Origin of the sequence: Bacillus sp. HMSC036E02 (genome assembly GCF_001836235.1) — a bacterium.
In the GTDB taxonomy this organism is placed as follows: domain Bacteria; phylum Bacillota; class Bacilli; order Bacillales; family Bacillaceae_G; genus Bacillus_A; species Bacillus_A cereus.
In genome coordinates, this window is record NZ_KV827816.1 from 318389 (window position 1) to 343377 (window position 24989).

Sequence of the window (24989 nt, forward strand, 5' to 3'; positions counted from 1 at the left end):
AATGATGTTATGATTAATGGTAAGCAACATCTTGTGTTTCTGAATCCCCTGCAAGTAAATCATCAGTTGTAAACTGAATATCCTTTACCTTGTCTTTTCCATCGTCAAGTATTAAACCAATAATACCATCTCTTGTTTCACCAGGCTTATAGTCTTCTCTTGATACATTTTTTGTACCAACTAACGTATCTTCGTCATATAAAAAGTTTTGAGTGGCTACTTTAAAATGTTGCTTACCATTAATCATAACATCATTCATAGAGAAAAATTGCATATTTTTATTTCCGGTATTCTCCACTTTATATGTAATCTCAACGTAACGAATTGTATTACTAATCTCTGTTCCACTTAGCGATGCATATAATTCTGCATCTTCTTGGCTTACTTTATCCCCTAATCTCCGTTTTACTTCTTCAGGGGTTAGTGCCGTGTATACTTTCAATGTTTTTTTTGCCTTTTCACTCATCTGTGATAAAGAAATTACTTTCACATCTTGTACGTGAATTTTCATTGGCGCTACTTCAAATGTTTGATTCACAGAATGCATCTGCTCTAACTTGAAAGTACCCCATCCTGTTTCTTTCACTTTTTGTCCTACTTTTTTCAGCTCACGCCCACCATATTCTTTTGTTTTAGGAATAGATTCTTTCTTCTTTGGTTCAGCTTTCTTTTCTTCTTGATGGAAGCAACCACTTAACATAAGAAGAAAACTACATAAAACAAAAATACTTTTCCATGCTTTCATCATTTCATTTCTCCTAACGCTATCATTCATGAATATAAAATTAGTCCCTGGCTTTGTAAACTATAGAAACAATGACAAGTCCACAAAATGAACTTGTCAGTCCAGATACTATTATACCTCCAATTTGGAAAATATGAAAATAGGGATCTAGGAACGCGTGCACGATAAATATAATAGTTGCTACAACAATTACTGAAACCCAATACTTTCTTTTTTCCGAAGCTAAAATAAGATCTTTACCCATTTCATTTCTATACTTCCATAAAACGTATACTAATAGTAGAACACCAATACATGTACTTCCATGTTGCATATATTTATAAACAGAGATACCGTACCATTCTCTTTGTAATAATGGTATTTTCATAACAAAATAGCCTGTATTATGAGTAAATGCATCCCAAACGACATGCGTGAGCATACCGAATAATGCAGAATAGCAAAATACAAAGAATTCTTTCCATGTATATAGCCCCCACCTCTCATCTATTGCATATGAATAATAACCAGCAAACGGTTTAGGCAAATGCGTTATAAACGGCTTTTTTAAAATGTAATGATATATGTATGCTAACAAAAAGACAAGTGGTAAATTGAAATATAAGAATCCAAGCCACGTATGCCCAATTACACCATACGGTCTAAAGTGTAAGAAATATTCAAAGTCAGGCGCCATACTACCTAATATAAGAGCCGTTACTGAAATATGTTTAGAATGCTTTTTCGCAAAAGGAAGAACTGCTGCTGGATGTGCAAATGTAAACGGCATACTTTAACTCCTTCTCACATTTTCAATAGAATACCATATATCATAACGAGAGAATGGATCTTCATGCAATATTTATTTTCACATTGGAATATGATAGTTTAAATGATATAATCCACATAAAATATTCAGAAAATAAGGAAGGAATTCAGGTGTCATTAACACTTGTATTTGCCGCCTTTTTAGAATCAAAATCCGTTATGAATTGAGGTTTATATATTGATTGACGTACCCTTTTTACAAAATGTTACATTAAAAAAAGAAAATATCCCTAATTTTTCCGGATATCCTTACTGCTTACCTGCTATCCGAACATTACAATCACTAGTTTTTCATCCAAATGTAACATTCATTATTGGAGAAAATGGAACGGGTAAATCAACATTACTTGAAGGAATTGCAATTGCGTTAGGCTTTAATGCAGAAGGTGGAACGAAGAATTTCCGCTTTAGCACTAACGATTCACATTCATCTTTACATGAATACCTTCGAATTTCCAAAAGTTTCAATACACCAAACGACGGTTTCTTTCTTCGCGCTGAATCATTTTATAACGTTGCTTCTTATATTGATGAAATAGATGCTATAAAATCTTACGGCGGCGTTTCACTACACGAACAATCTCACGGCGAATCATTCTTTTCCTTATTTATGAACCGTTTTTCAGGACAAGGTTTATACATTTTAGATGAGCCTGAGGCAGCTTTATCACCAATGAGACAACTTTCCATGCTCATTCGAATGCATGAGCTAGTGGAACAAGGTTCACAATTTGTTATTGCGACGCATTCTCCTATTTTAATGGCCTACCCTGAATCCACTATATATTCTTTAACACAAGAAGGGATTCACGAATCCACATTAGAAGAAACTGAGCATTACCAAACGACGAAACTTTTCTTTGAAAATCGTGATCGATTATTTCATCATCTATTTGAGTCGTAAAAAAAGAAGCAGCAATAGCTGCTTCTTTTTTATAGTGCTTCTATAAATAAGGCAACCCCGATACCGCCACCGACGCATAAAGAGGCAATTCCTTTTTCTAACCCACGTCTTTTTAATTCGTGAATTAAACTTACTGTAATACGAGCCCCTGTACAACCAATTGGATGCCCAAGTCCTACGCCACTACCGTTTACGTTCACTTTTTCACGGTCTAAGCCTAACTCTTTCTCTACAGCTAAATATTGAGCCGCGAAAGCTTCATTAATTTCAAGTAAATCTGCATCTTCCAATGACCAATCTACTTTTTCTAAACCTTTACGAATTGCTGGTGCTGGTCCAATACCCATAATTTTCGGGTCTACTCCAGCTACTGAATATCCAACAATTCTAGCTAACGGTTGTAAGCCTTTTTCTTTCGCTTTTTCTTCGCTCATTAATACTAGAACTGCACTTCCGTCATTCAGGCCAGATGCATTACCTGCAGTTACAGACCCATCTTTACGGAATGCTGGTTTTAACCCTGCTAATTTTTCCGCTGTAATATCTGCACGTGGATGCTCATCCTTCGAAAATACTACTTCTTTTCTACGTTCTTTTATTGTAATAGGAACAATTTGATCGTCAAAGTGTCCAGACTCGATTGCCTTCAGTGCCAATGTATGACTGCGAAGAGCAACTTCATCTTGTTCCTCTCTTGTAATTTCATATTGTTCAACTAAATTTTCCGCTGTTTCACCCATCATAATATGGTGAATCGGATCTTCTAACACTTCCCACACCGTATCACGAATTTCTCCGTGCTGTAGACGTTGTCCCCAGCGGTGCTGTTTCAATGCATAAGGGCTCGAACTCATCGCTTCTACTCCACCTGCAACAACAACATCACTTACACCTAATTGGATTTGCATTGCAGCTGACATAATTGCTTGCATACCTGAAGAACATTGACGTTGGATTGTATACCCTGTAACTGTGTCAGGAAATCCTGCCGCTAATGCAGCTGTTCTCGCTGTATTTGCTTCATCAGTTCTTTGAATACAATGACCTAAAATTACTTCATCAACTTCATGTGGTTCTACCCCGCCTCGTTTTACAGCTTCCTGAAGTACAGGAACAGCTAATTCTACTGGCGTTACATTTTTTAGCGCTCCTCCAAAAGTTCCAATTGGCGAACGAACTGCAGCTGTAATAACAACATTATGCATTTTGTACTTGCCCCTCTCTTATGTACCCTAGTAAGTTTTTAGGTGAAATTCCATAAGATGTATATCTATAGCTATCATACTATAAACATACTAAAAAATCAAAATATTTAATATAATAAAAATAGAAGGAATTAACCTTCTATTCTGTCAGTGCATATAAAAACTTTTGCAAAATTTTCTCTGTCGTTTCATTCAATTTTGGCAACTTATCTACTGGAAAATATTGAAGTTTCAACCCTTCATGATCGAGCTTTAATTCCCCGCTCACATGATGTGCCTGATACAGATGAATGACATTGAAAATTTCATCGCCATTCGGATAACGAAAATATACTTCTTTTCCTGATAGAACACCAAGAAATTGCATTATTTTTGCAGTTAACCCCGTTTCCTCAAATAACTCTCTACGTGCCGTTTCTTCTGTCGTTTCACCCAGTTCCATCGCCCCGCCAGGTACACCCCAATCATATGTATCTGAACGATATTGAAGCAATACTTCTTGTTTATCATTTAATATAATGATTGCTGATCCTACGAGAATAAGCGGTCTTGTACCAACGACTTTTCGTAACTCTTCAATATACCCCATATGTAAATTCCCCTTTCCCTAACCTCCCTTATCATAACAAAATTTCTCTCTTTTTGTTCATGTAATTTTAAAGAAAAAAAGGAAGCTTTCGCCTCCGTTTTTTCATCTTTATTTCTTAAAACTTTCATATTTTACAGCTTCAAAAGCTTCCTCAATTTCATCATTACGATAATGGACATATGTAAAACGACCCAATTCTACTAATCTTGCTATTTCCTGTAACGCTTTATGCTGCTCATATGTTTCTTTCAGCTTAATATGTACATAAAACTTCATTAAAGGATGTTCATATAAAGGTTCTCCCACCTCTACATATACATCTTCAACCCCTTGTACAACTCTTACATAACTCGCAAATTGATAAAGTGCTTCTCTGTCTGAAACGATTTTTAATGTATACATATATTCTCCCCCTTTCCTTTACTATATCAAAAAGACGACCATACCATGTTATAGAACTATGAAATTTTTTCGACTTGTCATCTATATATTCAATAAAGAAGGCGTTTATCCATACATGACATCTTTTCCCCACATATATTATAGGAAGAACTTTTTTTCATTTGAGGTGTTCCTTATGGATCCATACGTCAATATATGTATTTGCATTACTCCCGGCGCCGATATTTCTGATGACCGCATCGCAAAAGATTTAGCTGTTGCAGAATCAATTTGGCACCCCATTACATTTCAAATTCAAGAAGTAATTGTATTAAATGAACTTTTCCGTTTTTTTGACCGTGAAATCAGTTATAAAAATTCCATTCAAAGTCAAGAAAAGTTGGCATCCTTTTTCCAAACATGTGTAAATGAAGCTCCTGAATGCGACCTTTATATTTGTTATATTGGCAGTGATTATTTCAAAGAAACAGCAGTAATTGCCTGCGCTTATTCTTTAGCAAAACAACAGCAACTTACTGGCTATATCGTTTTAACAAATTCGGCTGCCCCTATGAAAAATATATATACGCTCGCTCACGAAATCGGTCATATTTTATTTACAAGACGTATTCATGGAAAACTTACTCATGCAGATCCTCATTCTCCAACCGGCTCGGAGCACCACCCTTCTCCAACAAATCTTATGTATCCGATAGTCCCTCGTCCAGAAAACGTTCATATTCATTCCTTATTAACAGCAGAACAAAAAGCGCTCTCTTTACAAAGCTCTTTATTACAAAGAAAAAAACAGTAACCCTCATGTTACTGTTTAAAACAACTTATTCCAATCAACAAAACAAATCCCGGCTGCTAGAAATAAAAATAGACAACTAAATGTAAATGTAATCCCTCTAAAAATCCCTATATAATATTTCTTTGGAAATAATTTTTGGTATATCCAGAGCAGCCGCTTTTTATTGAATTTCTAGTTCATACTTTTTCTTTCTTCAATTTTTAAAGACCATTTCATTAATCCATATATACTTCCATACATAAGTAAGACCTTTGCAATTCCCCAAAATACATTACTTTCTTCTAAGTCTTTAAATAAGAACATAATCATAAGAGGAACAATTAGTACAAAAACACCCATCCAGCCAAGAACATATACTTCACCAATAAGAAGTAATAAAAAGATAATTGCTGCTAATATATATGTTTGCATTGTCGCCAATTGCAATACAGGTGTCCCATACCATTTATTCATAAACATCAATAACACCAATAATAAAATAGGAACCATTACTATTACATAAATCATTCCAAATTCTACTAATTTACTTTTAAAAGAAGACATTCTAAATGCAACAATCGTTCCAATAATCGTAATGATTAAAACGATAGGATAACCAATTAACTGTACATTTGTTAACGTAAATTGTTGATCTGGACTTCCAAATAAAATATTTGTCAGTAACCAATATCCACCAATACCAATAATCATCCCTAAAATACTTTTTATGCTCCCGCTTTTATCCTTCTCCATCTCTTTCGCTAATTCTTCCGCATACTCTTTTGGTGAGTCACCAAATATGTCACTTACTGTCTTTCCCTTTTTTTCACCTTCTATTAAATGAAGCTCTGCATCTTCTAGAAAAGCGTCCACATCTTCTTCTTTAATCCCTTTTGTTATTAAATATACTTTCGTATCGATTAAAAACTTTTCACCTTCTTTAGAAATCTTCATTATAACTCCTCCCTTATTTAACCATTTCTCTTCTATTCGTCTTCATCATAATTTCAACAAAAATTAAAATAAATAAACTTCCGTATAAACATATAATTTGAAATAGCATTGGCATAAGTTCTTCCGTTGTAAATGTTTTAAACACTAACATAATTGAAAGTGGAATGATTAAATATAAATTTTTAAACCATCCTTCAAAATATATATTTATAGTTACTGTGATGATAAAAATCCCACCAGACACTATATAACTTTGCACTTCGGTGAATGTGAGCATTTTTGTCGGATGTATCACATCTAATATCGTAACAGCTCCTAATAAAAACATTGGAGCAATCATAACTAAAGACCACATAGAAAACCATGTTTTTGTAAAGCTTGTTACGAAGGTCATTTTGCGAAGTAGAAAATTAGGACCTATAACAACTAAAATAAATGAAAAACTATAACCGATACACTGAATAAGTGAAATCTGTAACATTCCATGATTCACTATTAAGATAGAAGCAATAATCCAAAACGTTACGATATTCATTACTGTAAAACCAATTTGCTTCCACGTTTCCCGTCTATCCTTTTCCATTACCTTTACAAGTTCATGCGCATATTCTTTCGGGGAGCTTCCGAAAATATCTTCTACACTCTTCCCCTCACTCTCACCTTCTATTAAATGCAACTCTGCATCTTCTAAAAAGTTTTCAATATCACTTTCTTTTACACTCTTTGCCGTCAAAAATAATCTCATATCTAACAAAAACTTTCGTGCTTCTCTTGATAGCATTATTTTTTTCTCCCCTTCCCTACCAGTAGACGCTCTACACTACTTTGCATCGCTTCCCAGCGATCCATAAATTCATCAAGTGCTTCCTCGCCTTTTTCTGTTAATGTATAATATTTTCGCTTTGGACCAGATGGAGATTCCTTCATTACGCTTGTTATTAGTCCTTCTTTTTGCATTCGTATTAATAACGGATAAATACTCCCCTCACTCGCCATTGTAAAACCATACTTCGCTAGCTTTTCACTCATTTCATAACCGTATATTTCGCCTTCAGAAATAATAGCAAGTAAGCATCCTTCTAAAATCCCTTTCAGCATTTGACTTGTCGACATAATTCAAATCCTCCTACTATCTTGCTTTACAAAATAGTATAGCAAAGACTATTTTGCAAAACAAGATAGCTAACGATATTTTTTCCAAATGTTTGCAGGAATTTCATTATAGCTTCTCTAAATAGAGCACTATGAAAACTTTATTATGAAGGGATGTTTTTCATCATGGTTACAAATCGAGTTGTCTTTTTAACAGGTGCTGCAAGTGGCATTGGTTATGAAATGGGAAAGGCTTTTGCAAAAGAAGGTGCAAAAGTTGTGATTACCGATCGACTTGAAGAACGTGCAAAAGAAGCTGCTGAACAATTACAAAATGAAGGTTTTCAAGCTATCGGTTTAAAATGTGACGTTACATCTGAAGAGGAAATTACAGCAGCAATTTCTCAAACAGTTGATCATTTCGGTTCATTACATATATTAATTAACAACGCAGGAATGCAACACGTTTCACCCATTGAAGACTTTCCAACTGAAAAGTTCGAGCTACTAATTCAAATTATGCAAATTGCTCCGTTTATCGCAATTAAGCATGCCTTTCCGATTATGAAACAACAAAAATATGGTCGTATTATTAATGTCGCTTCTATTAACGGCCTTGTCGGATTTGCTGGAAAAGCTGCCTACAATAGTGCAAAACATGGCGTAATTGGATTAACAAAAGTTGCTGCTTTAGAAGGTGCTACGCATGGTATTACTGTTAATGCCCTTTGCCCTGGTTATGTCGATACCCCTCTTGTACGTAATCAACTACAAGACTTAGCTACTACACGAAATGTACCACTTGAAAATGTTTTAGAAGATGTTATTTATCCACTCGTCCCACAAAAGCGCTTATTACAAGTACAAGAAATCGCTGATTATGCGATGTTTTTAGCGAGTGAAAAAGCTAAAGGTATAACGGGACAAGCTGTTGTTATAGATGGTGGTTATACCGCTCAATAAAAATAAAGTTTGCTCAAGAAGAGCAAACTTTATTTTTATTCCCGAGGATCTTCGTACTTTAGTAATTGCCGCGGGAGCTTCTCAATTGCAACAATTACCCCCTCTAGTTTACTTTCAATACGGTGGAGTAAATATAATGTTACAACAATCGGAAACCCTACATTACCTATCATCTTGATCCACTCTTCCATCCTCTTCCCCTCCTTTCATTATATAAGTAAGAGAAAACACTGCATTTAGGCATAAAAAAACAAGCTATTATGTATTAGCTTGTTTTTCAAATAATGATGCAATTTCTCGTTTATAGTCCCCGCGTATAATACCTTTCTCAGTAATAATTCCTGTAATTAATTCATTCGTCGTTATGTCAAATGCTGGATTATAAACATCCGTTCCAATTGGTGCTACTTGTTTTCCAAAGATTTTCGTAACTTCTGTTTCATCTCTTTCTTCAATAATAATTTCAGCTCCAGTTTCTTTCGTAACATCAAATGTTGACAGTGGAGCAGCAACGTAAAATGGGATATTAAAGTGCTTTGCTAAAATAGCTAAATTCATTGTCCCTATTTTATTTGCCGTATCTCCATTTGCGACAATTCGATCCGCCCCTACAATAATTGCATTTATTTCTTTCGTTTGAATAGCATGAGCTGCAGTATTATCTGTAATAAGGGTCACATCAATATTTGCTTGCTTCAATTCCCACGTCGTTAAGCGACCACCTTGTAAAACTGGTCTCGTTTCACACGCATATGCATGTAAACGCACACCTTTCTCTTTTCCAATATAAAAGGGAGCTAATGCAGTTCCATATCTGGCAGTTGCGATACTTCCAGCGTTACAGATTGTTAAAATATTATCGCCATCTTTAAAACATGTTAACGCATATTCCCCAATATTTCGGCACACCTCTTCATCTTCCTGCTGAATGCGAAGCGCTTCTTCTTCTAATATTTTTTGTGCTTCTTTTATTGTAGTAATCTCTCGAATAGATTCTCTCATACGATCAATTGCCCAAAATAAATTTACTGCCGTTGGGCGTGATGTCCCTAAATAGTTACAGTCTCTATTAAACTTCTTTTGAAATTCTTCGATATGTAAAGTATTATATTTTTTCGCTGCAAGCGCCAAACCAAATGCAGCTACAATTCCAATTGCAGGCGCTCCGCGTACTTCTAACATTATGATACTTTTCCAAACCTCTTCAATAGTCGTTAATGTTTTGTATTCTGTGCTATGTGGCAATTTCGTTTGATTTAATACCGCAATTGCATCACCTTTCCAACTTACAGATCTCGGAACAGTAACGATTGTACTCATACTTTTACACCCCTTGAAACTGTCTGTTGAAATAATGTTCGAAACAGTTGAATATCAGCACTTTTAGATTCATATTTTATTAGTTCTTTTCCTAAGGATAGCGCTTGTTTCTTAGCTTGAATTCTTGTTTCTTTATTTTCTATTTCATCTAAATCTGCTACATGAGCTAAACCAATTGTTCTACGAATTAGTTCACATCCGGCAAATCCAACAGCATCAGTAAAGATATTTTGCAAAATAATTGGTAACCATTGTTTTTCTTTCGTATATGCTTCTACACCTTCCCCAATCCATAACTTTGTAAAAGTCTCTACAAAATAACTCCACGTCTTTTCTATATGAAAAAATAGTACTCTTCTCTTTTCTTCTTCTCTAGATAAAGCATTTAATAATAGATTTGCAATAAATTGACCTATGTCAAATCCAAATGGGCCATATGTCGCAAATTCTGGATCAATCACTTTCGTTTCAGAAGGTGACGAAAAAATACTACCAGTATGTAAATCACCATGAATAAGAGTTTCTTTTCTTGTTAAGAACTTATATTTATATTGTGCTACTTTTAGTTTTAAAGTTTTATCACTCCAAAGTTCATCAACCACGAGCTGTAAATCTGGCTCATAATCATTTGTATCATAATGTCCAAATGGATCTGTAAACACTAAATCCTCTGTAATTTTACAAAGGTCCGGATTTACAAAGGTACCTTCTAGTACCCTCTTCTCTTCTGACTGTAAACCAAAATCTGAAGTGTAAAATAAAACATGTGCTAGAAAACGACCAATATGCTGGGATAAAAGCGGATATTCTTCTCCGTCTATTAATCCTTTTCTTGTAATTGTTAGTCTTGATAAGTCTTCTATTACCGTTATCGCTAGCTCTTCATCATGACTGTACACTACTGGAACATAATCCGGTACATACTGCGCAAAAATTTGCAGTGCCTTTCTTTCAATCGTTGCTCTTTTTATAGACAATGGCCAGCTTTCACCAACTATTTTAGCATAAGGCAGTGCTTGTTTTATTATAATGGATTTCTCTCCATCATCTAATTTGAACACGTAATTTAAGTTTCCATCTCCAATTTCATGACAAATGACATTTGCCTTCTCTTCAAAATAGCCATGATCTTTCGCATATTGTACAGCTGTTATTTCTGTTAATGAATAATATCCCATCGTCTTCTCCCCCTTTTTAAATTCAGAGGTTTTTCTAACATAGAAAAACCTCTTTCCACTAAGAAAGAGGTTTGAAGTTTATCTTCTCCCCTCTTATCTGCCAGAAAGTTTTACTTTCTGCTGGAATTAGCACCGTGCCTTTTGGCGTAATAAACGCCCCATTTCACAATGGTATTACGGTCGGTTGCTGGGCTTCATCGGGCCAAATCCCTCCACCTGCTCTTGATAAGAGTTGTATAATTTTTTGAATTTTTAACTTTATGTTGAAGACTATACCAAGAATAAAAATCACTTGTCAACATTTTATTTGTATAATTCTGGACGGCGATCCGCAAAAACTGGAATTCCTTTACGTACTTCTTTAATTTTCTCGAATACAAGCTCTCCAAATAAAATTGATTCCTCTTCATTCGCCTCTACTACAACTTCACCCCAAGGATCCACAATTAAAGAATGACCTGCAAACACATTATTCGAATCCTTTCCTGCTCTATTACACGCAACAACATAACATTGATTTTCAACTGCTCTTGCTTGCAATAGCAAACGCCAATGTGCTAAACGAACTAATGGCCATTCAGCTACAACAAATAATAATTTTGCCCCTTTAGCAGTATGGACACGCATCCACTCTGGAAAACGAATGTCATAACAAATTGTTCCAGCGCATTCAACATCATCTAGCTTAAATTCGCCCGTACCATTACCAGCTATTAAATATTTATGTTCATCCATAAGCTGAAATAAATGTACTTTACTATATTCGTTGACTAGCTGTCCTTCATTATTTACAACATACATCGTATTTGTAACGCCTTGATCCGTTTGCTTCGCTATGGACCCACCAACAATATGTACATCATATTGCTTCGCCCATTCTATTAACTTTTCTTTCGTTTCTACTCCATCCCTATCTGCAATTTCAGAAAGTCTCGTTAAATCATATCCTGTTGTCCATAGTTCTGGTAAGACGATAACATCTGGCCTTTCCTTCATAGCTTCGCTTATTTTATTTTTAGCATTCTCAATATTTTTTTCTACATCTCCAAAAACAATATCCATTTGAATACATGCGACTTTCATTTTTTCAGCCCCATTCTTATTTTTCTCTTTACAAAATACTGGAAAGATTATATCATTTGTCACTAGAATTGTAACAACTTTCAAAAGAGGTGGAAAGTATGAAATTATTTCAACCTTCTGAGATAGTAACATCATTGCCAACACAATTTTTCGCTTCACTTGTTGCAAAAGTTAACAAAGTCGTTGCAGCTGGTCACGATGTTATTAATCTAGGTCAAGGTAATCCAGATCAACCAACACCGCAGCATATCGTAAAAGCTTTACAAAATGCTGCCGAAAAGACCATTCATCATAAATATCCGCCATTTCGCGGACATGAAAGCTTAAAGGAAGCCGTGGCTACATTCTATAAACGTGAATACGGCGTCGAATTAAACCCAAAAACTGAAGTTGCTATTTTGTTTGGCGGGAAGGCTGGACTAGTAGAATTACCGATTTGTTTTACAAATCCTGGTGATACGATTCTCGTTCCGGATCCAGGTTATCCAGATTATTTATCCGGGGTTGCTTTAGCAAAAGCACACTTTGAAACAATGCCGCTTATTGCAGAAAATAACTTTTTACCAGATTATACGAACATTGATGACTCTATTGCAGAGCGTGCAAAATTAATGTTTTTAAACTATCCAAATAATCCTACCGGTGCTACTGCATCAAAAGATTTTTTTGATGAAACCATTCACTTTGCTAATAAACATAATATATTAGTTGTTCACGATTTTGCTTATGGCGCTATCGGATTTGATGGTCAAAAACCTGTTAGTTTCTTGCAAGCAGATGGTGCGAAAGATATAGGAATTGAAATTTACACATTATCAAAAACTTTCAATATGGCTGGCTGGCGCATCGCTTTTGCTGTAGGGAATGAAAGTGTGATTGAAACAATTAACCTATTACAAGATCATATGTATGTTAGTATATTCGGTGCAGTTCAAGATGCTGCTCGAGAAGCGCTATTAAGTTCACAGTCTTGCGTAATAGACCTTGTAAATAGTTACGAATCTCGAAGAAACGCTCTTATTTCAGCCTGTCACTCAATTGGTTGGAATGTAGACATTCCAAAAGGATCATTCTTTGCATGGCTTCCCGTTCCAAAAGGATATACCTCTGAGCAATTTTCTGATATTTTACTAGAAAAAGCACATGTCGCAGTTGCTCCTGGTGTTGGATTTGGTGAGCATGGGGAAGGGTATGTCCGTGTTGGTCTCTTGCATGCAGAAGATAGATTACGAGAAGCCATTAATCGAATTGATAAATTAAATTTTTTCAAAAAGTAATTGACAACACGAAAAATATCTGACAAAATTCAGTTATCTTAAAAATTTAAACATTTCTAAATACTTCTTATCAAGAGCAGGTGGAGGGACGAGCCCGACGAAACCCGGCAACCGATCTACAATTGTAGACACGGTGCTAATTCTCGCAGCATTACGCTGACAGATAAGGAGCTGGTTGTAAAAAAACCTCTCCTTAGCTGAGAGGTTTTTTTATTTAACTAGGAGGTTATAACAATGAGCGGAATTATAGCGACGTATTTAATCCATGATGATTCACATAACTTAGAAAAAAAAGCTGAGCAAATTGCACTTGGTTTAACAATTGGCTCTTGGACTCATTTGCCACACTTATTGCAAGAACAATTAAAGCAGCATAAAGGCAACGTCATTCGTGTTGAGGAATTAGCTGAACATGAATATACCAATTCGTATTTACGTAAAAAAGTAAAACGCGGAATTATTAAAATCGAATATCCGCTATTAAACTTCAGTCCAGATTTACCAGCGATTTTAACGACTACATTTGGAAAGCTATCACTTGATGGCGAAGTAAAACTAATTGACTTAACTTTTTCAGACGAGTTAAAAAAACATTTTCCTGGTCCAAAATTCGGGATAGATGGTATTCGAAATCTTTTACAAGTGCATGATCGTCCCCTTTTAATGAGTATTTTTAAAGGAATGATTGGACGAAACATTGGGTATTTAAAAACGCAATTACGCGATCAAGCAATTGGTGGTGTAGATATAGTAAAAGATGATGAAATATTATTTGAAAATGCATTAACACCACTTACGAAACGCATTGTATCTGGAAAAGAAGTTTTACAATCTGTCTACGAAACATACGGTCATAAAACGTTATATGCCTTAAATTTAACAGGACGAACTTTTGATTTAAAAGAAAATGCTAAACGTGCAGTGCAAGCTGGAGCTGATATTCTATTATTTAACGTATTTGCTTACGGACTAGATGTACTACAATCACTTGCAGAAGATGATGAAATCCCAGTTCCTATTATGGCACATCCTGCTGTAAGTGGTGCTTATTCAGCATCCAAGTTATATGGAGTTTCATCACCATTATTACTTGGAAAGCTACTACGTTATGCTGGGGCTGACTTTTCATTATTCCCATCTCCATACGGAAGTGTTGCGCTAGAAAAAGAGGAGGCTCTTGCTATCTCAAAATATTTAACTGAAGACGATGCATTTTTCAAGAAGAGCTTTTCTGTTCCGTCTGCTGGTATTCATCCTGGTTTCGTTCCCTTTATTGTACGAGATTTCGGTAAAGATGTTGTTATTAATGCTGGCGGCGGGATACACGGACATCCAAATGGAGCGCAAGGCGGCGGTAAAGCTTTCCGTACTGCAATTGATGCTACTTTGCAAAATAAACCACTCCATGAAGTAGACGACATAAATTTGCATAGTGCACTACAAATATGGGGAAATCCCTCTTATGAGGTGAAATTATGAGTATTCAAGTATTTTGTGATTTCGATGGCACGATTACAAATAATGATAACATTATGTCCATTATGGAAAAATTCGCACCACCAGAAGCCGAAGAAGTAAAGAATAAAATTTTATCACAAGAACTATCCATTCAAGAAGGTGTTTCTCAATTATTTCAATTCATACCTACTAATCTGCACGATGATATTATTCAATTTTTAATAGAAACTGCTGAAATCCGTAGTGGTTTTCATGAGTTTATACAATTCGTAAAGAAAAATAACATTTCTTTTTACGTGATATCAGGTGGAATGGATTTCTTCGTCTATCCACTCTTACATGGAATCATTCCAAAAGAGCAAATTTATTGTAATGAAACAGACTTTTCAGCAGAGTTTATTACAGTTAAATGGCCTCATTCTTGTGATGATCATTGTCAAAATCATTGCGGATTATGTAAATCATCATTAATCCGTAAATTAAGTGATACAAATGACTTTCATATTGTAATTGGAGATTCTATTACTGATTTACAAGCCGCGAAACAAGCTGATAAAGTATTCGCTCGCGATTTTCTTATTACAAAGTGTGAAGAAAATCATATTGCTTATACACCGTTTGAAACATTTCAAGATGTGCAAGCTGAATTAAAACTTTTGTTGGAGGTGAAGGCATGAAACAACTTTTTCGTCAATGGTATGACTTAAGCGAGTTAAAAAAAGAGTTAACAACACGAAATTGGTTTCCAGCAACAAGTGGTAATATTTCTATAAAGGTTAGCCATGAACCACTTACTTTTCTTATTACAGCAAGCGGTAAAGATAAAACAAAAACCACTCCAGATGATTTTCTATTAGTAGATCATGTAGGAGTTCCCGTTTTAGAGACTGAATTACGCCCTTCAGCAGAAACAATATTGCATACACACATTTATAACAATACGAATGCCGGGTGCGTACTTCATGTTCATACAACTGATAATAATGTCATCACAAATTTATATAGTGATGCAGTCACCCTTCAAAATCAAGAAATTATTAAAGCTCTCGATATTTGGGAAGAAGGTGCAACAATTCAAATTCCTATTATTGAAAACCATGCCCATATCCCAACGCTTGGAGAAAACTTCCGAAAGCATATACAAGGAGATTCGGGTGCAGTATTAATCCGTAACCACGGTATTACCGTATGGGGTCGAGATAGCTTTGATGCAAAGAAGAGATTAGAAGCTTATGAGTTTTTATTCCAATTTCATATAAAACTATTATCAATTCAAGGAGGCGTTTCTAATGGCGCAAATTCGTATTCATGAAGTAAATACTCGTATTGAAAATGAAGTGGAAGTATCTAAATTTCTACAAGAGGAAGGCGTTTTATATGAGAAATGGAATATTTCTAAACTTCCTACTCATTTAAATGAAAATTATTCTTTAACAGATGAAAACAAAGCTGAAATATTAGCTGTGTTTTCAAAAGAAATCGCTGATGTTTCAGCACGCCGTGGTTATAAAGCACATGATGTAATTTCACTTTCAAATAGCACCCCTAACCTTGACGAATTATTAATTAATTTCCAAAAGGAACACCATCATACAGATGACGAAGTTCGTTTTATCGTCAGTGGTCATGGCATTTTCGCTATTGAAGGTAAAGATGGGAAATTCTTTGATGTTGAACTTGAGCCAGGCGATTTAATATCTGTTCCTGAAAATGCAAGACATTATTTTACCTTGCAAGATGATCGCCAAGTTGTAGCTATTCGTATTTTTGTGACAACTGAAGGCTGGGTTCCAATCTATTAAGGTAGTTAGTTGAATAAAAGGACTTGGACCCCCTTTTCCAAACTTTTATTCACTCTACATATATACATCCTCCTATGGAACAGGCTTATTTCATTTTGAAATAAGCCTGATTTTTTATTTACTTGAAAGTACCATTTCATCACAAGTTTAACACCTTGATTTTTCAAGTGCATTTTCTGAACAATTTTTGAACATTTTTTGATTTTTTTCTGAAAATTCTGTTTTATATATGATATACTACAATTAACTAAGAAGGAAAATAATATCGCAAACAGAGGGGGATAATCATGAGCTTACTTATCGCACTTATACTTGGAGTTACATGTGGAGCATTTCCTGTTATTTTAGGAGCTATTATGGAAGAGTTAGAAATTGGTGTTTTAGGATTTGTCGCATCTTGTGTAAGCGCTTTATTTTTTGGTTTATTCGGCGCTATTCCTGTTTCAATTCTGTGTGCTTTTTATATAATACGCCATGCTCGTACAAAACAATTTGGCCCTAATCACATCGCACAAATTATCCCGTTCCCGGTTGAACGATGCCGCCGGGCTTCTAACTTATAATTATAAAAATTAAAGATGACTAAATAAATAAAAGTCCTCATTTGAGGACTTTTATTTATTTTCTTCTAGAAATTGAAACAATTCTTGTAAATGTAGGGCATCTTCACCATAGCTAACAGATACATGAAATATGCCGTCAATCTCAGCTTGCATATAAAGATCCACTCCATCACGATCATATTTCAATGCTAAATAAAACTCCATTTCTTCTAACATCTTTTTTGAGGTTCGAATTACATAATGCCCCTTCTCATCTCTTCCATATTCAAATTCTGGTTCAAAATCATATTTTTGTTTAAAAGCTTCTTTTTGTCTTTCATTAATTTGCATACAAGTAGCTCGCTGTACAGTATCAATCATCTCATCAAACTTTTGAAGGTCCACCTCGTTTACCCCCTTATATATTTTTTATATAATACTTGTGTTCCACTATTTTCTTCGCCATCATTAATTAACTCTTCATACAATTCTTTCGCCAAACTTAAGCCTGGGACTGGTAATTGTAATTTTTCTGCTTCCTCTAAAGCAATTTTCATATCTTTCATAAAATGCTTTACATAAAATCCTGGCTCAAAGTCTCCTTTTAACATTCGAGGAGCTAAATTACTTAATGACCAGCTACCTGCTGCCCCTGTTGAAATACTCTCTAACACTTTATCTGGATTCAGTCCAGCCTTCTTCGCGTAAGCAACAGCTTCACATACTCCAATCATATTGGAAGCAATGGCAATTTGATTACACATTTTTGTATGTTGTCCACTCCCAGCTGGTCCTTGTAATTGAATGTTTGTTCCTAACTTTTCAAGTAAAGGTAAGCATCTATCATATATTTCTTTCTCTCCACCTACCATAATTGCGAGTTTTGCTTCTTTCGCGCCAACATCTCCTCCTGAGACAGGTGCATCTAACGTATATATTTTTTTGCTTTTTGCAACTTCATTAATACGTTTTGCTAAAGTAGGTGTAGATGTCGTAAAGTCAATTGCTATCGTACCTTCTTTTGCATGTTCTATAATTCCTTCTATACCAAAATACACTTCTTCTACATCATGTGGATATCCAACCATTGTCATTACAATATCAACTTGCTTCACTAACTCTTTTGGCGTATCACACCAATGTGCACCAGCTTGCACTAAAGAATCTGTTTTTGCTTTCGTTCTATTATATACATATACTTTATGACCATCTTGCATTAAGTGATAAACCATACTTTTTCCCATTACGCCAATACCAATGAAACCTATTGATACAGTTTTATGTTCCATTTTCTCATCCCCTTTGTTCTAATAAATCATTTACCATCTTTCGGAACTCTTTATTAAAGTCATCATCCATACTATTTTTCACATTTGAAAATAACATAACAAAAATTCCTTTTTCTTTATTAAAATTATTGAAAGTGTTCCAACCAGATAATACACCATGATTATGAAAATAATCTGGATATATATAAAAACTAAATGCATATTTCCGTTCTACTGAAGGCGAAAACATTGCTTGTATACTTTGTTCAGAAAGAAGTTTTCCATTTATAATAGCTTCGTCTAACTTCTTCATATCTCCAACTGTCGTATACATCTCACCACAACCATATAGCCAATCCATGCCTAACTTCTGCGCTGGTACAAGCTCTTGATTTTTTTTCACATAACCCTTTGCAAAATTTTTATCTCCAGGTACCATATTTCCCATACCGGATTCATGCATATCTACTTTTAAAAATATGTTTTCTTTTATGTAATCTCCTAAAGGTTTTTTGGAGATATGTTCTATTATATAAGCAAGAACCATATAATTATAATCTGTATATCTCCAACCTGTTCCTGCAGGAAATTCTAAATTTTGACGTCCAATCCAATTAATTAACTGTAAACGGGAAGCAGCATTCACATTTCCTTTCGCATGTTCAGGTAAACCAGAGGTATGCGTTAATAAATGATATAGCGTAATATTTTTATTCTCCGGAAATGAAGGAATATATTTATTTACATTATCTTGAATATTCAATTTACCTTGTTCTTGCAACTGTAAAATAGATGTGGCAACAACTGTTTTCGTAATAGAACCGATACGATATTTTGTTTGAGGGGTATTTTCTATTTTATTTTGAACATCAGCATACCCATATCCTTTATTCAATATAACACGCTCTTTATCTGTTACCAAAACTGTTCCATTAAATTGCTTTCCGACTAAATATTGATCTAATTTTTGAGATATACTAGCATAATCAATTTGTTGCTCTTCTTTTTCTTCTATATTCCCTTGTACTTCCGATTCAATAGTAGGATTCACTTTCGTTGTTAATACAGTGTTTTCCTTTATATTGGGGCTAACAAGAAAATAGTATACTCCGCTGCCAACTATAGCAGACAGTGAAGCCATCACCATTACTTTTTTTATCATATTGATCCTCCATAATTCCTTCGCTAAAAATTATCCCCCCTATTCTATTATCAAACAATAAAAAAAAATCGCAACAATTTGTTGCGAAAAATTACATTTTTTCTTTTCTATACACACATACTTGATTCTTTCCATTTTTTTTCGCTTCATATAATGCAATGTCCGCTCGTTGCATTAATTCTTCTCTTGTAGTTCCTTGTTCATATAACGCAACTCCAAAGCTAGCTGTTAACTTCGAAATTCCAGTAAATTGCTTTGTTTCAATAAAGAATCGTAATGACTCCGCAACTTGAAATGCTTCCTTTTCTACTGTATTTGTCACTAATATAATGAATTCTTCTCCTCCCCATCTTGCAAATACATGTTGCTGCTCCACTTTAGATTTCATAAGCTCTGCAAGTTGTATTAATGCTAAATCGCCAAAATCATGACCATATGTGTCATTAACTGTTTTAAAATTATCTATATCAAATAAAATGATTGCTATTTTCTCATCACTACGTATTACCTTTTCCCATTCTATCTCTAGTATTTGTTGAAACTTTAAACGATTATAAATCTCTGTCAATGAATCTATCATAGCAAGTCTTTCTTGTTCTTGATAGATTTCATCTAATTCTGTAATTTCCGTGCACTTTACAATAAATCTTGATAAATCTTCTGGCAATGGTGTCGCACGTAATAGAAAAGTAGATACTGCCCCTTCATAATTTAACATCTTAATTCTTCTACCACTAGATAAAGTATCGTCTAGCCATGTTATATCATGCGTCGTCGAGTAGTATCCATTTTCTCTAATAAAATGTTCAGCAAATACTAAATGTTGCTCACGATAGGCAAACAAATTTTCATATCCGAAAAAAGCTAAAAAATTTGTATTACAATCAACTATTTCATCATCTTCTACTATAAATAATAGATCATTTTGAAAATCAAACATCGTTTGAAGCAATTCCTGCTGCAAACTAACTTGCCTTACTAAAGAAAGTTGATACAAACTCTTATTCACTTCCTCTAACACTGCTTGCGGAGTTACAGGAGCTATTACAATATTACGTATTCCTAATGCAAGTACATCTGTGAATTCTTTTGTTATTTGTTGATCCCAAATGACAATGAATGTACTGTGCGGAGTATACATATTCTTTATATATTTTATTTGAGAATAATCTGTTACATACGTAATGATAATGTGTGGTTTCGTTCTTTGAAATAATAGTTCGCCCTCTTCAAAACTATTTGCTATAAACATACATTTGGGATGGATATTTTCTACCGTTTGTTGATGCTTACATCCATTTTCTATATAAAGGACATTTAACTGCAGATCTTGTAACACATTTTGGAAAACCGTATTCTCTAATAAAAAATGTAGTATGTTCATCACTAGTCTTCACTCACTTCATATATCTTGTTCTACTGAATTCCTCACAAACTTTTTTAAAAGACTGGTCTCCAATAAACTTTAATTTGTGAGAGATACATATTAACAAGCTAATTGAGAATGTTATCTTCGCTTTTCACTCTATAAATTCCTTTTTTAGTGTATGATTGTAGGAATTGTATCGTTTGTATGAATGCCCTAGCTAATTTTTAAAACTTGACAATTAAAATAAAGATATTATATTCTTAAATTCGATAACTTACAAAATGTAAGTAGTGTATATTATTTTTTTGAAAATAATTCGATATACAATTTGGAGGATATACAATGACAAACGACAACTTTTTTGATGTTCTATATGAACGCACATCTACACGTGCATTCAACCCAAATAAAGAAATCTCATCTACAGAATTACATGAGATTTTAAAAGCCGCAGCACAAGCACCTTCCGCTTGGAACTTACAACACTGGAAATTCCTTGTTTTTCAAGGTGAAGATGTACAAAAACGATTACACCCAATAGCTTATAACCAACAACAAATTCTTGATGCTTCTGCAGTAGTCGCTATTTTAGGCGATTTAGAAGCTTATAAAAATGTTGAGCCGGTATATGGTCCAATTGTAGAACAAGGATTTATGAAAGAAGAAGCAAAAGAACGCTTAGCTAAAAATATTGAATCTGCATATGCTCGTGAACAATTCCCAAGAGATGCTGCCTTTTCAAATGCATCTTTAGCAGCAATGCAACTTATGCTTGCAGCTAAAGCAACTGGTTGGGATACTTGTGCTATTGGTGGCTTCAATCCACAAGCACTGACAGACGAATTTAACGTTTCATCTCGTTACGTTCCAATTATGCTTATTACAATTGGTGAATCAACTTTAAAAGGCCACCCTGCACCTCGCATGAGCGTAGAGCAAGTGAGTGAGTGGGCAAAATAATAAAAAACGAAGGTAACTACGTTGCCTTCGTTTTTTTATTCCCTGTCATACTTTTGTAATATTACTGCAAATCATTCGACATTTATACTTATGGAAAAGTATATTCTATTCCCTCCTCATAAATAAACGTGACGTTTCGTGTCGAATTTTGTTAAGGTGTTGAAATATACCCGTGTATTTTTGTTACAATTGTGATACAATGATAACAAATAGATAACAAGAGAGGGATTTTCATTGAGTTCATACGGAAGCTTTATCGCACTTTTATGTTACATAGTAACTGTACTGCTTCTATATTTTATTGGTGATGCCGCAAACATCTCCATTTTACAATTTCCAAAAGAAGAAGCATTCCAATTAGAATCAGAAAAACATACTGCACGATCCATTGTGCCACTACTCCTAGCTCTTCCTGTATATATCATCGTTTTATATAAAAGTAAAAAAGTGTAAAGGCTACCCATTTCATTTATTTCGGTGGTTTTTACATTTTTTTGTTATATTCCCCCTATTTTAAACATCATTCCATACTAAACACCCAGCTAGTCATTTAAAATGAGAAAATCCCCTAGAAAAAATTCCACTCTCTGTCCAGTCACTAACTACCGAACTTACATAGATTATAAGTGTGAAGGGGGTGATGAGGATTATGTTTGGATCATTTGGATGCTGTGATAACTTTAGAGACTGTCATCATCGTGAAAGAGAGTGTGACCATCGCGAACATCGCGAGAAAGAGAGAGAAGTAGTTAGACCACAACAACCAGCTGTATGTAACGTACTTGCTAGCATTTCAGTTGGAACAGAGCTTTCTCTTTTAAGCATTAGAGGTAATGGCACTTTCAATAATGTAATTTTTGAAGGTTTCGCTAACGGTGTTGCTCTTTTCTCTGCTTTAGCTCGTAATAACAAAGATAACAAAGATAACAATAAAGACGATAAGAACAATCAAAATCGAAATACTTTTACTGGTATTTTACGTGTATGCCCAACTGATATCGTTGCAATCGCTATCTAATTCTGTCTCTTATCCTCAATAGTAAGCAAATAAGATTTACTTTTCTCATAGAAAAAACCTGAGACCGATTTCAAATCGGCTCAGGTTTTTTTATTGTTTATATGCTTTTAACTAGTTCAACAACTTCTTCAGCAGTTGACATCATTAATGCTTTTTCTGCTAATGTTTCCATTTCTGCTTTTGACAACTTGCTTAGCTGTGTTCTTGCAGGAAGAATAGATGTTGCACTCATACTGAACTCATCTAAACCTAATCCTAATAATAATGGGATAGCAAGTGAATCGCCCGCCATCTCACCACACATACCAGCCCATTTGCCTTCTTTATGAGCAGCATCGATAACCATTTTTACAAGACGTAAAATAGATGGGTTATATGGTTGGTATAAGTAAGATACTTGTTCGTTCATACGGTCTGCAGCCATTGTGTATTGGATTAAATCATTTGTTCCGATAGAGAAGAAGTCAACTTCTTTCGCGAATTGATCTGCTAATACTGCTGAAGCTGGGATTTCAACCATCATACCAACTTCAATAGAATCAGAAACAGTTGTACCCGCTTCTACAAGTTTCGCTTTCTCTTCTAATAAAATCGCTTTCGCTTGACGGAACTCATCAAGAGTTGCAATCATTGGGAACATAATTTTTAAGTTACCGTATACGCTAGCACGAAGTAATGCACGAAGTTGTGTACGGAACACATCTTGCTCATCAAGACATAAGCGAATTGCACGGTATCCTAAGAATGGGTTCATTTCTTTTGGTAAATGTAAGTATGGAAGCTCTTTATCTCCACCGATGTCAAGTGTACGAACAACGACTGGTTGACCTTCTTTTACACCTTCAAGAACTGCTTTATACGCTTCGAACTGCTCTTCTTCTGTTGGAAGATTATCACGGCCCATGTATAAGAATTCTGTACGGTATAAGCCAACGCCTTCTCCGCCATTATCGATAATACCTTGTACATCATTTGGTGTTCCGATATTTGCAACAAGCTCAACGTGATGTCCGTCACTTGTTACAGTAGCTTGGTCTTTTAATTTAGCCCATTCAGCTTTTTGCTCTTCAAATTTCGCTTTCTTTTCTTCAAACGAACGAAGAGTTTCTTCTGATGGATTTACAATTACTTCTCCATCTAAACCGTCAATGATAACGATATCGCCGTTTTGGATTTTCTCCATAACAACTTTCGTACCAACAACAGCTGGAATTTCCATAGAACGAGCCATAATTGCAGAGTGAGATGTACGTCCACCGATATCAGTAGTGAAACCTTTTGCATACTTACGGTTTAACTGAGCTGTATCAGATGGTGTTAAATCTTCAGCAATGATGATTACCTCTTCAGAAATTGTACCAGGATTTGAGAAGTTAATTCCTAGTAAATGTGCAAGAACGCGTTTTGTTACGTCACGAATGTCCGCAGCACGTTCTTTCATATATTCGTTATCCATGTTTTCAAACATAGAAATAAACATTGATGCAACTTCATCCATTGCAAATTCAGCATTTACTTTTTCGCTATTTACTTTATCTTTTACTGGGTTTACTAGTTCTGGATCATTTAACACTAATAAATGTGCTTCAAAGATCGCAGCTTTGTCAGCACCTAGTTCAGCAAATGCGTGGTCCTTAATAGCTTCTAATTCAGTTTTTGCTTTCTCAAGCGCAGCGTCTAAGCGTGCAATTTCTGCAGCTTCGTTTGTAATTGATTTCTTTTCGATGTTAAATTCAGGATTTTCAAGTCTGAAAGCCTTTGCAATAGCAATCCCACTTGATGCAGCGATCCCTTGAATGTTAAGAGTCATTATTCTCCTAATCCTTCATTTTTCATAGTTTCTTCGATAGCTGCTAGTGCTTGAGCTGCATCATCACCATTTGCAGTGATTTTGATTTCTGCGTTTTGTTGAATGCCTAAAGACATAACGCCCATGATTGATTTTAAGTTAACGTTCTTTCCGTTATACTCTAAGTTAATGTCAGAACCGAATTTGCTTGCAGTGTTTACAAGTAGAGTTGCTGGACGAGCATGAATTCCTGAGTCGCTAGTTACTTTAAAGATTTTTTCCATGATAATTTATCTCCTTTAAATTACAGTATTTTTTAGTTGTATAGAC

At 34.9% G+C, this 24989-nt stretch carries 30 protein-coding genes, 1 pseudogene and 2 riboswitches; of the genes and pseudogenes, 12 read left to right on the plus strand and 19 right to left on the minus strand.

The annotated features are described in order from the left end of the window. Positions 1 to 13: 13 nt before the first annotated feature. Both HMPREF2590_RS05950 and HMPREF2590_RS05955 read right to left on the minus strand, forming a co-directional pair. Positions 14 to 748: a hypothetical protein gene (locus HMPREF2590_RS05950; RefSeq protein WP_070861374.1), complete on the minus strand. Its 735-nt coding sequence runs from the start codon at positions 746 to 748 to the stop codon at positions 14 to 16. A gap of 37 nt (positions 749 to 785) precedes the next feature. Beyond that, positions 786 to 1514, minus strand: a complete 729-nt coding sequence (locus HMPREF2590_RS05955; RefSeq protein ID WP_001116848.1) for a DUF4184 family protein — start codon at positions 1512 to 1514, stop codon at positions 786 to 788. Positions 1515 to 1730: 216 nt separating this feature from the next. Between HMPREF2590_RS05955 and HMPREF2590_RS05960 the strand changes: the two genes are divergently transcribed. Beyond that, positions 1731 to 2456, plus strand: coding sequence for an AAA family ATPase (locus tag HMPREF2590_RS05960; protein ID WP_000567992.1), 726 nt, complete (start codon positions 1731 to 1733; stop codon positions 2454 to 2456). 29 nt (positions 2457 to 2485) lie between these two features. On the opposite strand, the gene HMPREF2590_RS05965 is transcribed toward HMPREF2590_RS05960, so the two are convergent. The 3 genes from HMPREF2590_RS05965 to HMPREF2590_RS05975 form a co-directional block, all read right to left on the minus strand. After that, a complete protein-coding gene (locus HMPREF2590_RS05965) occupies positions 2486 to 3661 on the minus strand; it encodes an acetyl-CoA C-acetyltransferase (RefSeq protein ID WP_000552075.1) in 1176 nt (391 codons plus the stop codon). Between the two features lie 139 nt (positions 3662 to 3800). Continuing rightward, on the minus strand, positions 3801 to 4250 hold the full coding sequence (locus HMPREF2590_RS05970) for an NUDIX hydrolase (RefSeq protein ID WP_002005651.1): 450 nt from the start codon (positions 4248 to 4250) through the stop codon (positions 3801 to 3803). 108 nt (positions 4251 to 4358) lie between these two features. Next, the gene (locus HMPREF2590_RS05975) at positions 4359 to 4652 is read right to left on the minus strand and encodes a DUF3928 family protein (RefSeq protein WP_000288330.1); all 294 of its coding nucleotides are present in this window, start codon (positions 4650 to 4652) and stop codon (positions 4359 to 4361) included. Between the two features lie 175 nt (positions 4653 to 4827). Between HMPREF2590_RS05975 and HMPREF2590_RS05980 the strand changes: the two genes are divergently transcribed. Further along, positions 4828 to 5445, plus strand: coding sequence for an ImmA/IrrE family metallo-endopeptidase (locus HMPREF2590_RS05980; RefSeq protein ID WP_000371605.1), 618 nt, complete (start codon positions 4828 to 4830; stop codon positions 5443 to 5445). A 15-nt stretch (positions 5446 to 5460) separates the two neighbouring features. On the opposite strand, the pseudogene HMPREF2590_RS30635 reads toward HMPREF2590_RS05980, so the two are convergent. From HMPREF2590_RS30635 to HMPREF2590_RS06000, 4 genes and pseudogenes are all read right to left on the minus strand, one after another. Further along, positions 5461 to 5604, minus strand: a pseudogene (locus HMPREF2590_RS30635) (DNA-binding protein); the annotation flags it as partial. A 12-nt stretch (positions 5605 to 5616) separates the two neighbouring features. After that, positions 5617 to 6378, minus strand: a complete 762-nt coding sequence (locus HMPREF2590_RS05990) for a DUF1129 domain-containing protein (RefSeq protein ID WP_000703262.1) — start codon at positions 6376 to 6378, stop codon at positions 5617 to 5619. Positions 6379 to 6391: 13 nt separating this feature from the next. Then, the gene (locus HMPREF2590_RS05995) at positions 6392 to 7159 is read right to left on the minus strand and encodes a DUF1129 domain-containing protein (protein ID WP_000952330.1); all 768 of its coding nucleotides are present in this window, start codon (positions 7157 to 7159) and stop codon (positions 6392 to 6394) included. Beyond that, entirely contained in the window at positions 7159 to 7491 is a 333-nt protein-coding gene (locus tag HMPREF2590_RS06000; protein ID WP_000107978.1) for a PadR family transcriptional regulator, read from the minus strand. The genes HMPREF2590_RS05995 and HMPREF2590_RS06000 overlap by 1 nt, the downstream gene beginning before the upstream one ends. 165 nt (positions 7492 to 7656) lie before the next feature. On the opposite strand from HMPREF2590_RS06000, the gene HMPREF2590_RS06005 reads away from it, so the two are divergent. Continuing rightward, positions 7657 to 8433 (plus strand): 3-hydroxybutyrate dehydrogenase, encoded by a 777-nt coding sequence (locus HMPREF2590_RS06005; protein ID WP_000258428.1) that lies wholly within the window; start codon positions 7657 to 7659, stop codon positions 8431 to 8433. Between the two features lie 35 nt (positions 8434 to 8468). Here HMPREF2590_RS06005 and HMPREF2590_RS06010 read toward each other — a convergent pair whose 3' ends face one another. The 4 genes from HMPREF2590_RS06010 to HMPREF2590_RS06025 form a co-directional block, all read right to left on the minus strand. Further along, the gene (locus HMPREF2590_RS06010; RefSeq protein WP_000393337.1) at positions 8469 to 8624 is read right to left on the minus strand and encodes a YvrJ family protein; all 156 of its coding nucleotides are present in this window, start codon (positions 8622 to 8624) and stop codon (positions 8469 to 8471) included. Positions 8625 to 8691: 67 nt separating this feature from the next. Then, positions 8692 to 9753 carry an S-methyl-5-thioribose-1-phosphate isomerase gene (gene mtnA, locus HMPREF2590_RS06015; RefSeq protein ID WP_000104603.1) on the minus strand — a complete coding sequence of 354 codons (1062 nt, stop codon included), beginning with the start codon at positions 9751 to 9753 and terminating at the stop codon, positions 8692 to 8694. Beyond that, a complete protein-coding gene (gene mtnK / locus HMPREF2590_RS06020; protein ID WP_000542680.1) occupies positions 9750 to 10931 on the minus strand; it encodes an S-methyl-5-thioribose kinase in 1182 nt (393 codons plus the stop codon). The genes mtnA and mtnK overlap by 4 nt, the downstream gene beginning before the upstream one ends. A gap of 90 nt (positions 10932 to 11021) precedes the next feature. Beyond that, positions 11022 to 11163, minus strand: a riboswitch (SAM riboswitch). Positions 11164 to 11234: 71 nt separating this feature from the next. Further along, complete coding sequence (locus tag HMPREF2590_RS06025) at positions 11235 to 12098, minus strand: carbon-nitrogen family hydrolase (protein WP_002098106.1); 864 nt, start codon at positions 12096 to 12098, stop codon at positions 11235 to 11237. 14 nt (positions 12099 to 12112) lie between these two features. On the opposite strand from HMPREF2590_RS06025, the gene HMPREF2590_RS06030 reads away from it, so the two are divergent. From HMPREF2590_RS06030 to HMPREF2590_RS06055, 6 genes are all read left to right on the plus strand, one after another. Continuing rightward, entirely contained in the window at positions 12113 to 13291 is a 1179-nt protein-coding gene (locus tag HMPREF2590_RS06030; protein WP_000765543.1) for a pyridoxal phosphate-dependent aminotransferase, read from the plus strand. 64 nt (positions 13292 to 13355) lie between these two features. Beyond that, a riboswitch (SAM riboswitch) is annotated at positions 13356 to 13461 on the plus strand. Between the two features lie 64 nt (positions 13462 to 13525). Continuing rightward, entirely contained in the window at positions 13526 to 14770 is a 1245-nt protein-coding gene (gene mtnW, locus HMPREF2590_RS06035; protein ID WP_000014198.1) for a 2,3-diketo-5-methylthiopentyl-1-phosphate enolase, read from the plus strand. Continuing rightward, positions 14767 to 15426 carry a 2-hydroxy-3-keto-5-methylthiopentenyl-1-phosphate phosphatase gene (locus HMPREF2590_RS06040; protein ID WP_000027457.1) on the plus strand — a complete coding sequence of 220 codons (660 nt, stop codon included), beginning with the start codon at positions 14767 to 14769 and terminating at the stop codon, positions 15424 to 15426. The genes mtnW and HMPREF2590_RS06040 overlap by 4 nt, the downstream gene beginning before the upstream one ends. After that, positions 15423 to 16061 carry a methylthioribulose 1-phosphate dehydratase gene (locus tag HMPREF2590_RS06045; RefSeq protein ID WP_000811347.1) on the plus strand — a complete coding sequence of 213 codons (639 nt, stop codon included), beginning with the start codon at positions 15423 to 15425 and terminating at the stop codon, positions 16059 to 16061. The genes HMPREF2590_RS06040 and HMPREF2590_RS06045 overlap by 4 nt, the downstream gene beginning before the upstream one ends. Further along, positions 16039 to 16551 carry a 1,2-dihydroxy-3-keto-5-methylthiopentene dioxygenase gene (locus HMPREF2590_RS06050; RefSeq protein ID WP_000057317.1) on the plus strand — a complete coding sequence of 171 codons (513 nt, stop codon included), beginning with the start codon at positions 16039 to 16041 and terminating at the stop codon, positions 16549 to 16551. The genes HMPREF2590_RS06045 and HMPREF2590_RS06050 overlap by 23 nt, the downstream gene beginning before the upstream one ends. Positions 16552 to 16838: 287 nt before the next feature. Continuing rightward, positions 16839 to 17114 carry a hypothetical protein gene (locus tag HMPREF2590_RS06055; protein WP_000054658.1) on the plus strand — a complete coding sequence of 92 codons (276 nt, stop codon included), beginning with the start codon at positions 16839 to 16841 and terminating at the stop codon, positions 17112 to 17114. Positions 17115 to 17165: 51 nt separating this feature from the next. Here HMPREF2590_RS06055 and HMPREF2590_RS06060 read toward each other — a convergent pair whose 3' ends face one another. The 4 genes from HMPREF2590_RS06060 to HMPREF2590_RS06075 form a co-directional block, all read right to left on the minus strand. Continuing rightward, positions 17166 to 17498 (minus strand): DUF3909 family protein, encoded by a 333-nt coding sequence (locus HMPREF2590_RS06060; RefSeq protein ID WP_000365622.1) that lies wholly within the window; start codon positions 17496 to 17498, stop codon positions 17166 to 17168. Positions 17499 to 17503: 5 nt separating this feature from the next. Beyond that, positions 17504 to 18382 carry an NAD(P)-dependent oxidoreductase gene (locus HMPREF2590_RS06065; protein ID WP_000400472.1) on the minus strand — a complete coding sequence of 293 codons (879 nt, stop codon included), beginning with the start codon at positions 18380 to 18382 and terminating at the stop codon, positions 17504 to 17506. A 4-nt stretch (positions 18383 to 18386) separates the two neighbouring features. Then, positions 18387 to 19523 (minus strand): serine hydrolase domain-containing protein, encoded by a 1137-nt coding sequence (locus HMPREF2590_RS06070; protein ID WP_000592906.1) that lies wholly within the window; start codon positions 19521 to 19523, stop codon positions 18387 to 18389. Between the two features lie 91 nt (positions 19524 to 19614). Then, complete coding sequence (locus tag HMPREF2590_RS06075) at positions 19615 to 20907, minus strand: GGDEF domain-containing protein (protein ID WP_001023188.1); 1293 nt, start codon at positions 20905 to 20907, stop codon at positions 19615 to 19617. 327 nt (positions 20908 to 21234) lie between these two features. Here HMPREF2590_RS06075 and HMPREF2590_RS06080 point away from each other — a divergent pair, with 327 nt between their 5' ends. The 3 genes from HMPREF2590_RS06080 (at position 21235) to HMPREF2590_RS06090 (ending at position 22870) form a co-directional block, all read left to right on the plus strand. Further along, positions 21235 to 21852: a nitroreductase family protein gene (locus tag HMPREF2590_RS06080; RefSeq protein WP_000180372.1), complete on the plus strand. Its 618-nt coding sequence runs from the start codon at positions 21235 to 21237 to the stop codon at positions 21850 to 21852. A 234-nt stretch (positions 21853 to 22086) separates the two neighbouring features. Continuing rightward, entirely contained in the window at positions 22087 to 22305 is a 219-nt protein-coding gene (locus HMPREF2590_RS06085; RefSeq protein WP_000100485.1) for a hypothetical protein, read from the plus strand. Positions 22306 to 22501: 196 nt separating this feature from the next. Beyond that, positions 22502 to 22870 carry a DUF3915 domain-containing protein gene (locus HMPREF2590_RS06090; protein ID WP_000468039.1) on the plus strand — a complete coding sequence of 123 codons (369 nt, stop codon included), beginning with the start codon at positions 22502 to 22504 and terminating at the stop codon, positions 22868 to 22870. A 97-nt stretch (positions 22871 to 22967) separates the two neighbouring features. Here HMPREF2590_RS06090 and ptsP read toward each other — a convergent pair whose 3' ends face one another. Continuing rightward, a complete protein-coding gene (gene ptsP / locus HMPREF2590_RS06095; RefSeq protein WP_000174207.1) occupies positions 22968 to 24680 on the minus strand; it encodes a phosphoenolpyruvate--protein phosphotransferase in 1713 nt (570 codons plus the stop codon). Further along, on the minus strand, positions 24680 to 24943 hold the full coding sequence (gene ptsH / locus HMPREF2590_RS06100) for a phosphocarrier protein HPr (RefSeq protein WP_000411080.1): 264 nt from the start codon (positions 24941 to 24943) through the stop codon (positions 24680 to 24682). Before ptsH ends, ptsP begins: the two co-directional genes overlap by 1 nt. Between the last annotated feature and the right edge of the window lie 46 nt (positions 24944 to 24989).

Excerpts from the sequence above, each read along its gene's own strand:
- HMPREF2590_RS05950 (WP_070861374.1), bottom strand. The coding sequence starts at position 748 with ATGATGAAAGCATGGAAAAGTATTTTTGTTTTATGTAGTTTTCTTCTT.
- HMPREF2590_RS05955 (WP_001116848.1), bottom strand. The coding sequence starts at position 1,514 with ATGCCGTTTACATTTGCACATCCAGCAGCAGTTCTTCCTTTTGCGAAA.
- HMPREF2590_RS05965 (WP_000552075.1), bottom strand. The coding sequence starts at position 3,661 with ATGCATAATGTTGTTATTACAGCTGCAGTTCGTTCGCCAATTGGAACT.
- HMPREF2590_RS05970 (WP_002005651.1), bottom strand. The coding sequence starts at position 4,250 with ATGGGGTATATTGAAGAGTTACGAAAAGTCGTTGGTACAAGACCGCTT.
- HMPREF2590_RS05975 (WP_000288330.1), bottom strand. The coding sequence starts at position 4,652 with ATGTATACATTAAAAATCGTTTCAGACAGAGAAGCACTTTATCAATTT.
- HMPREF2590_RS05980 (WP_000371605.1), top strand. The coding sequence starts at position 4,828 with ATGGATCCATACGTCAATATATGTATTTGCATTACTCCCGGCGCCGAT.
- HMPREF2590_RS05990 (WP_000703262.1), bottom strand. The coding sequence starts at position 6,378 with ATGAAGATTTCTAAAGAAGGTGAAAAGTTTTTAATCGATACGAAAGTA.
- HMPREF2590_RS05995 (WP_000952330.1), bottom strand. The coding sequence starts at position 7,159 with ATGCTATCAAGAGAAGCACGAAAGTTTTTGTTAGATATGAGATTATTT.
- HMPREF2590_RS06000 (WP_000107978.1), bottom strand. The coding sequence starts at position 7,491 with ATGTCGACAAGTCAAATGCTGAAAGGGATTTTAGAAGGATGCTTACTT.
- HMPREF2590_RS06005 (WP_000258428.1), top strand. The coding sequence starts at position 7,657 with ATGGTTACAAATCGAGTTGTCTTTTTAACAGGTGCTGCAAGTGGCATT.
- HMPREF2590_RS06010 (WP_000393337.1), bottom strand. The coding sequence starts at position 8,624 with ATGGAAGAGTGGATCAAGATGATAGGTAATGTAGGGTTTCCGATTGTT.
- mtnA (WP_000104603.1), bottom strand. The coding sequence starts at position 9,753 with ATGAGTACAATCGTTACTGTTCCGAGATCTGTAAGTTGGAAAGGTGAT.
- mtnK (WP_000542680.1), bottom strand. The coding sequence starts at position 10,931 with ATGGGATATTATTCATTAACAGAAATAACAGCTGTACAATATGCGAAA.
- HMPREF2590_RS06030 (WP_000765543.1), top strand. The coding sequence starts at position 12,113 with ATGAAATTATTTCAACCTTCTGAGATAGTAACATCATTGCCAACACAA.
- mtnW (WP_000014198.1), top strand. The coding sequence starts at position 13,526 with ATGAGCGGAATTATAGCGACGTATTTAATCCATGATGATTCACATAAC.
- HMPREF2590_RS06040 (WP_000027457.1), top strand. The coding sequence starts at position 14,767 with ATGAGTATTCAAGTATTTTGTGATTTCGATGGCACGATTACAAATAAT.
- HMPREF2590_RS06045 (WP_000811347.1), top strand. The coding sequence starts at position 15,423 with ATGAAACAACTTTTTCGTCAATGGTATGACTTAAGCGAGTTAAAAAAA.
- HMPREF2590_RS06050 (WP_000057317.1), top strand. The coding sequence starts at position 16,039 with ATGGCGCAAATTCGTATTCATGAAGTAAATACTCGTATTGAAAATGAA.
- HMPREF2590_RS06055 (WP_000054658.1), top strand. The coding sequence starts at position 16,839 with ATGAGCTTACTTATCGCACTTATACTTGGAGTTACATGTGGAGCATTT.
- HMPREF2590_RS06065 (WP_000400472.1), bottom strand. The coding sequence starts at position 18,382 with ATGGAACATAAAACTGTATCAATAGGTTTCATTGGTATTGGCGTAATG.
- HMPREF2590_RS06070 (WP_000592906.1), bottom strand. The coding sequence starts at position 19,523 with ATGATAAAAAAAGTAATGGTGATGGCTTCACTGTCTGCTATAGTTGGC.
- HMPREF2590_RS06075 (WP_001023188.1), bottom strand. The coding sequence starts at position 20,907 with ATGAACATACTACATTTTTTATTAGAGAATACGGTTTTCCAAAATGTG.
- HMPREF2590_RS06080 (WP_000180372.1), top strand. The coding sequence starts at position 21,235 with ATGACAAACGACAACTTTTTTGATGTTCTATATGAACGCACATCTACA.
- HMPREF2590_RS06090 (WP_000468039.1), top strand. The coding sequence starts at position 22,502 with ATGTTTGGATCATTTGGATGCTGTGATAACTTTAGAGACTGTCATCAT.
- ptsP (WP_000174207.1), bottom strand. The coding sequence starts at position 24,680 with ATGACTCTTAACATTCAAGGGATCGCTGCATCAAGTGGGATTGCTATT.
- ptsH (WP_000411080.1), bottom strand. The coding sequence starts at position 24,943 with ATGGAAAAAATCTTTAAAGTAACTAGCGACTCAGGAATTCATGCTCGT.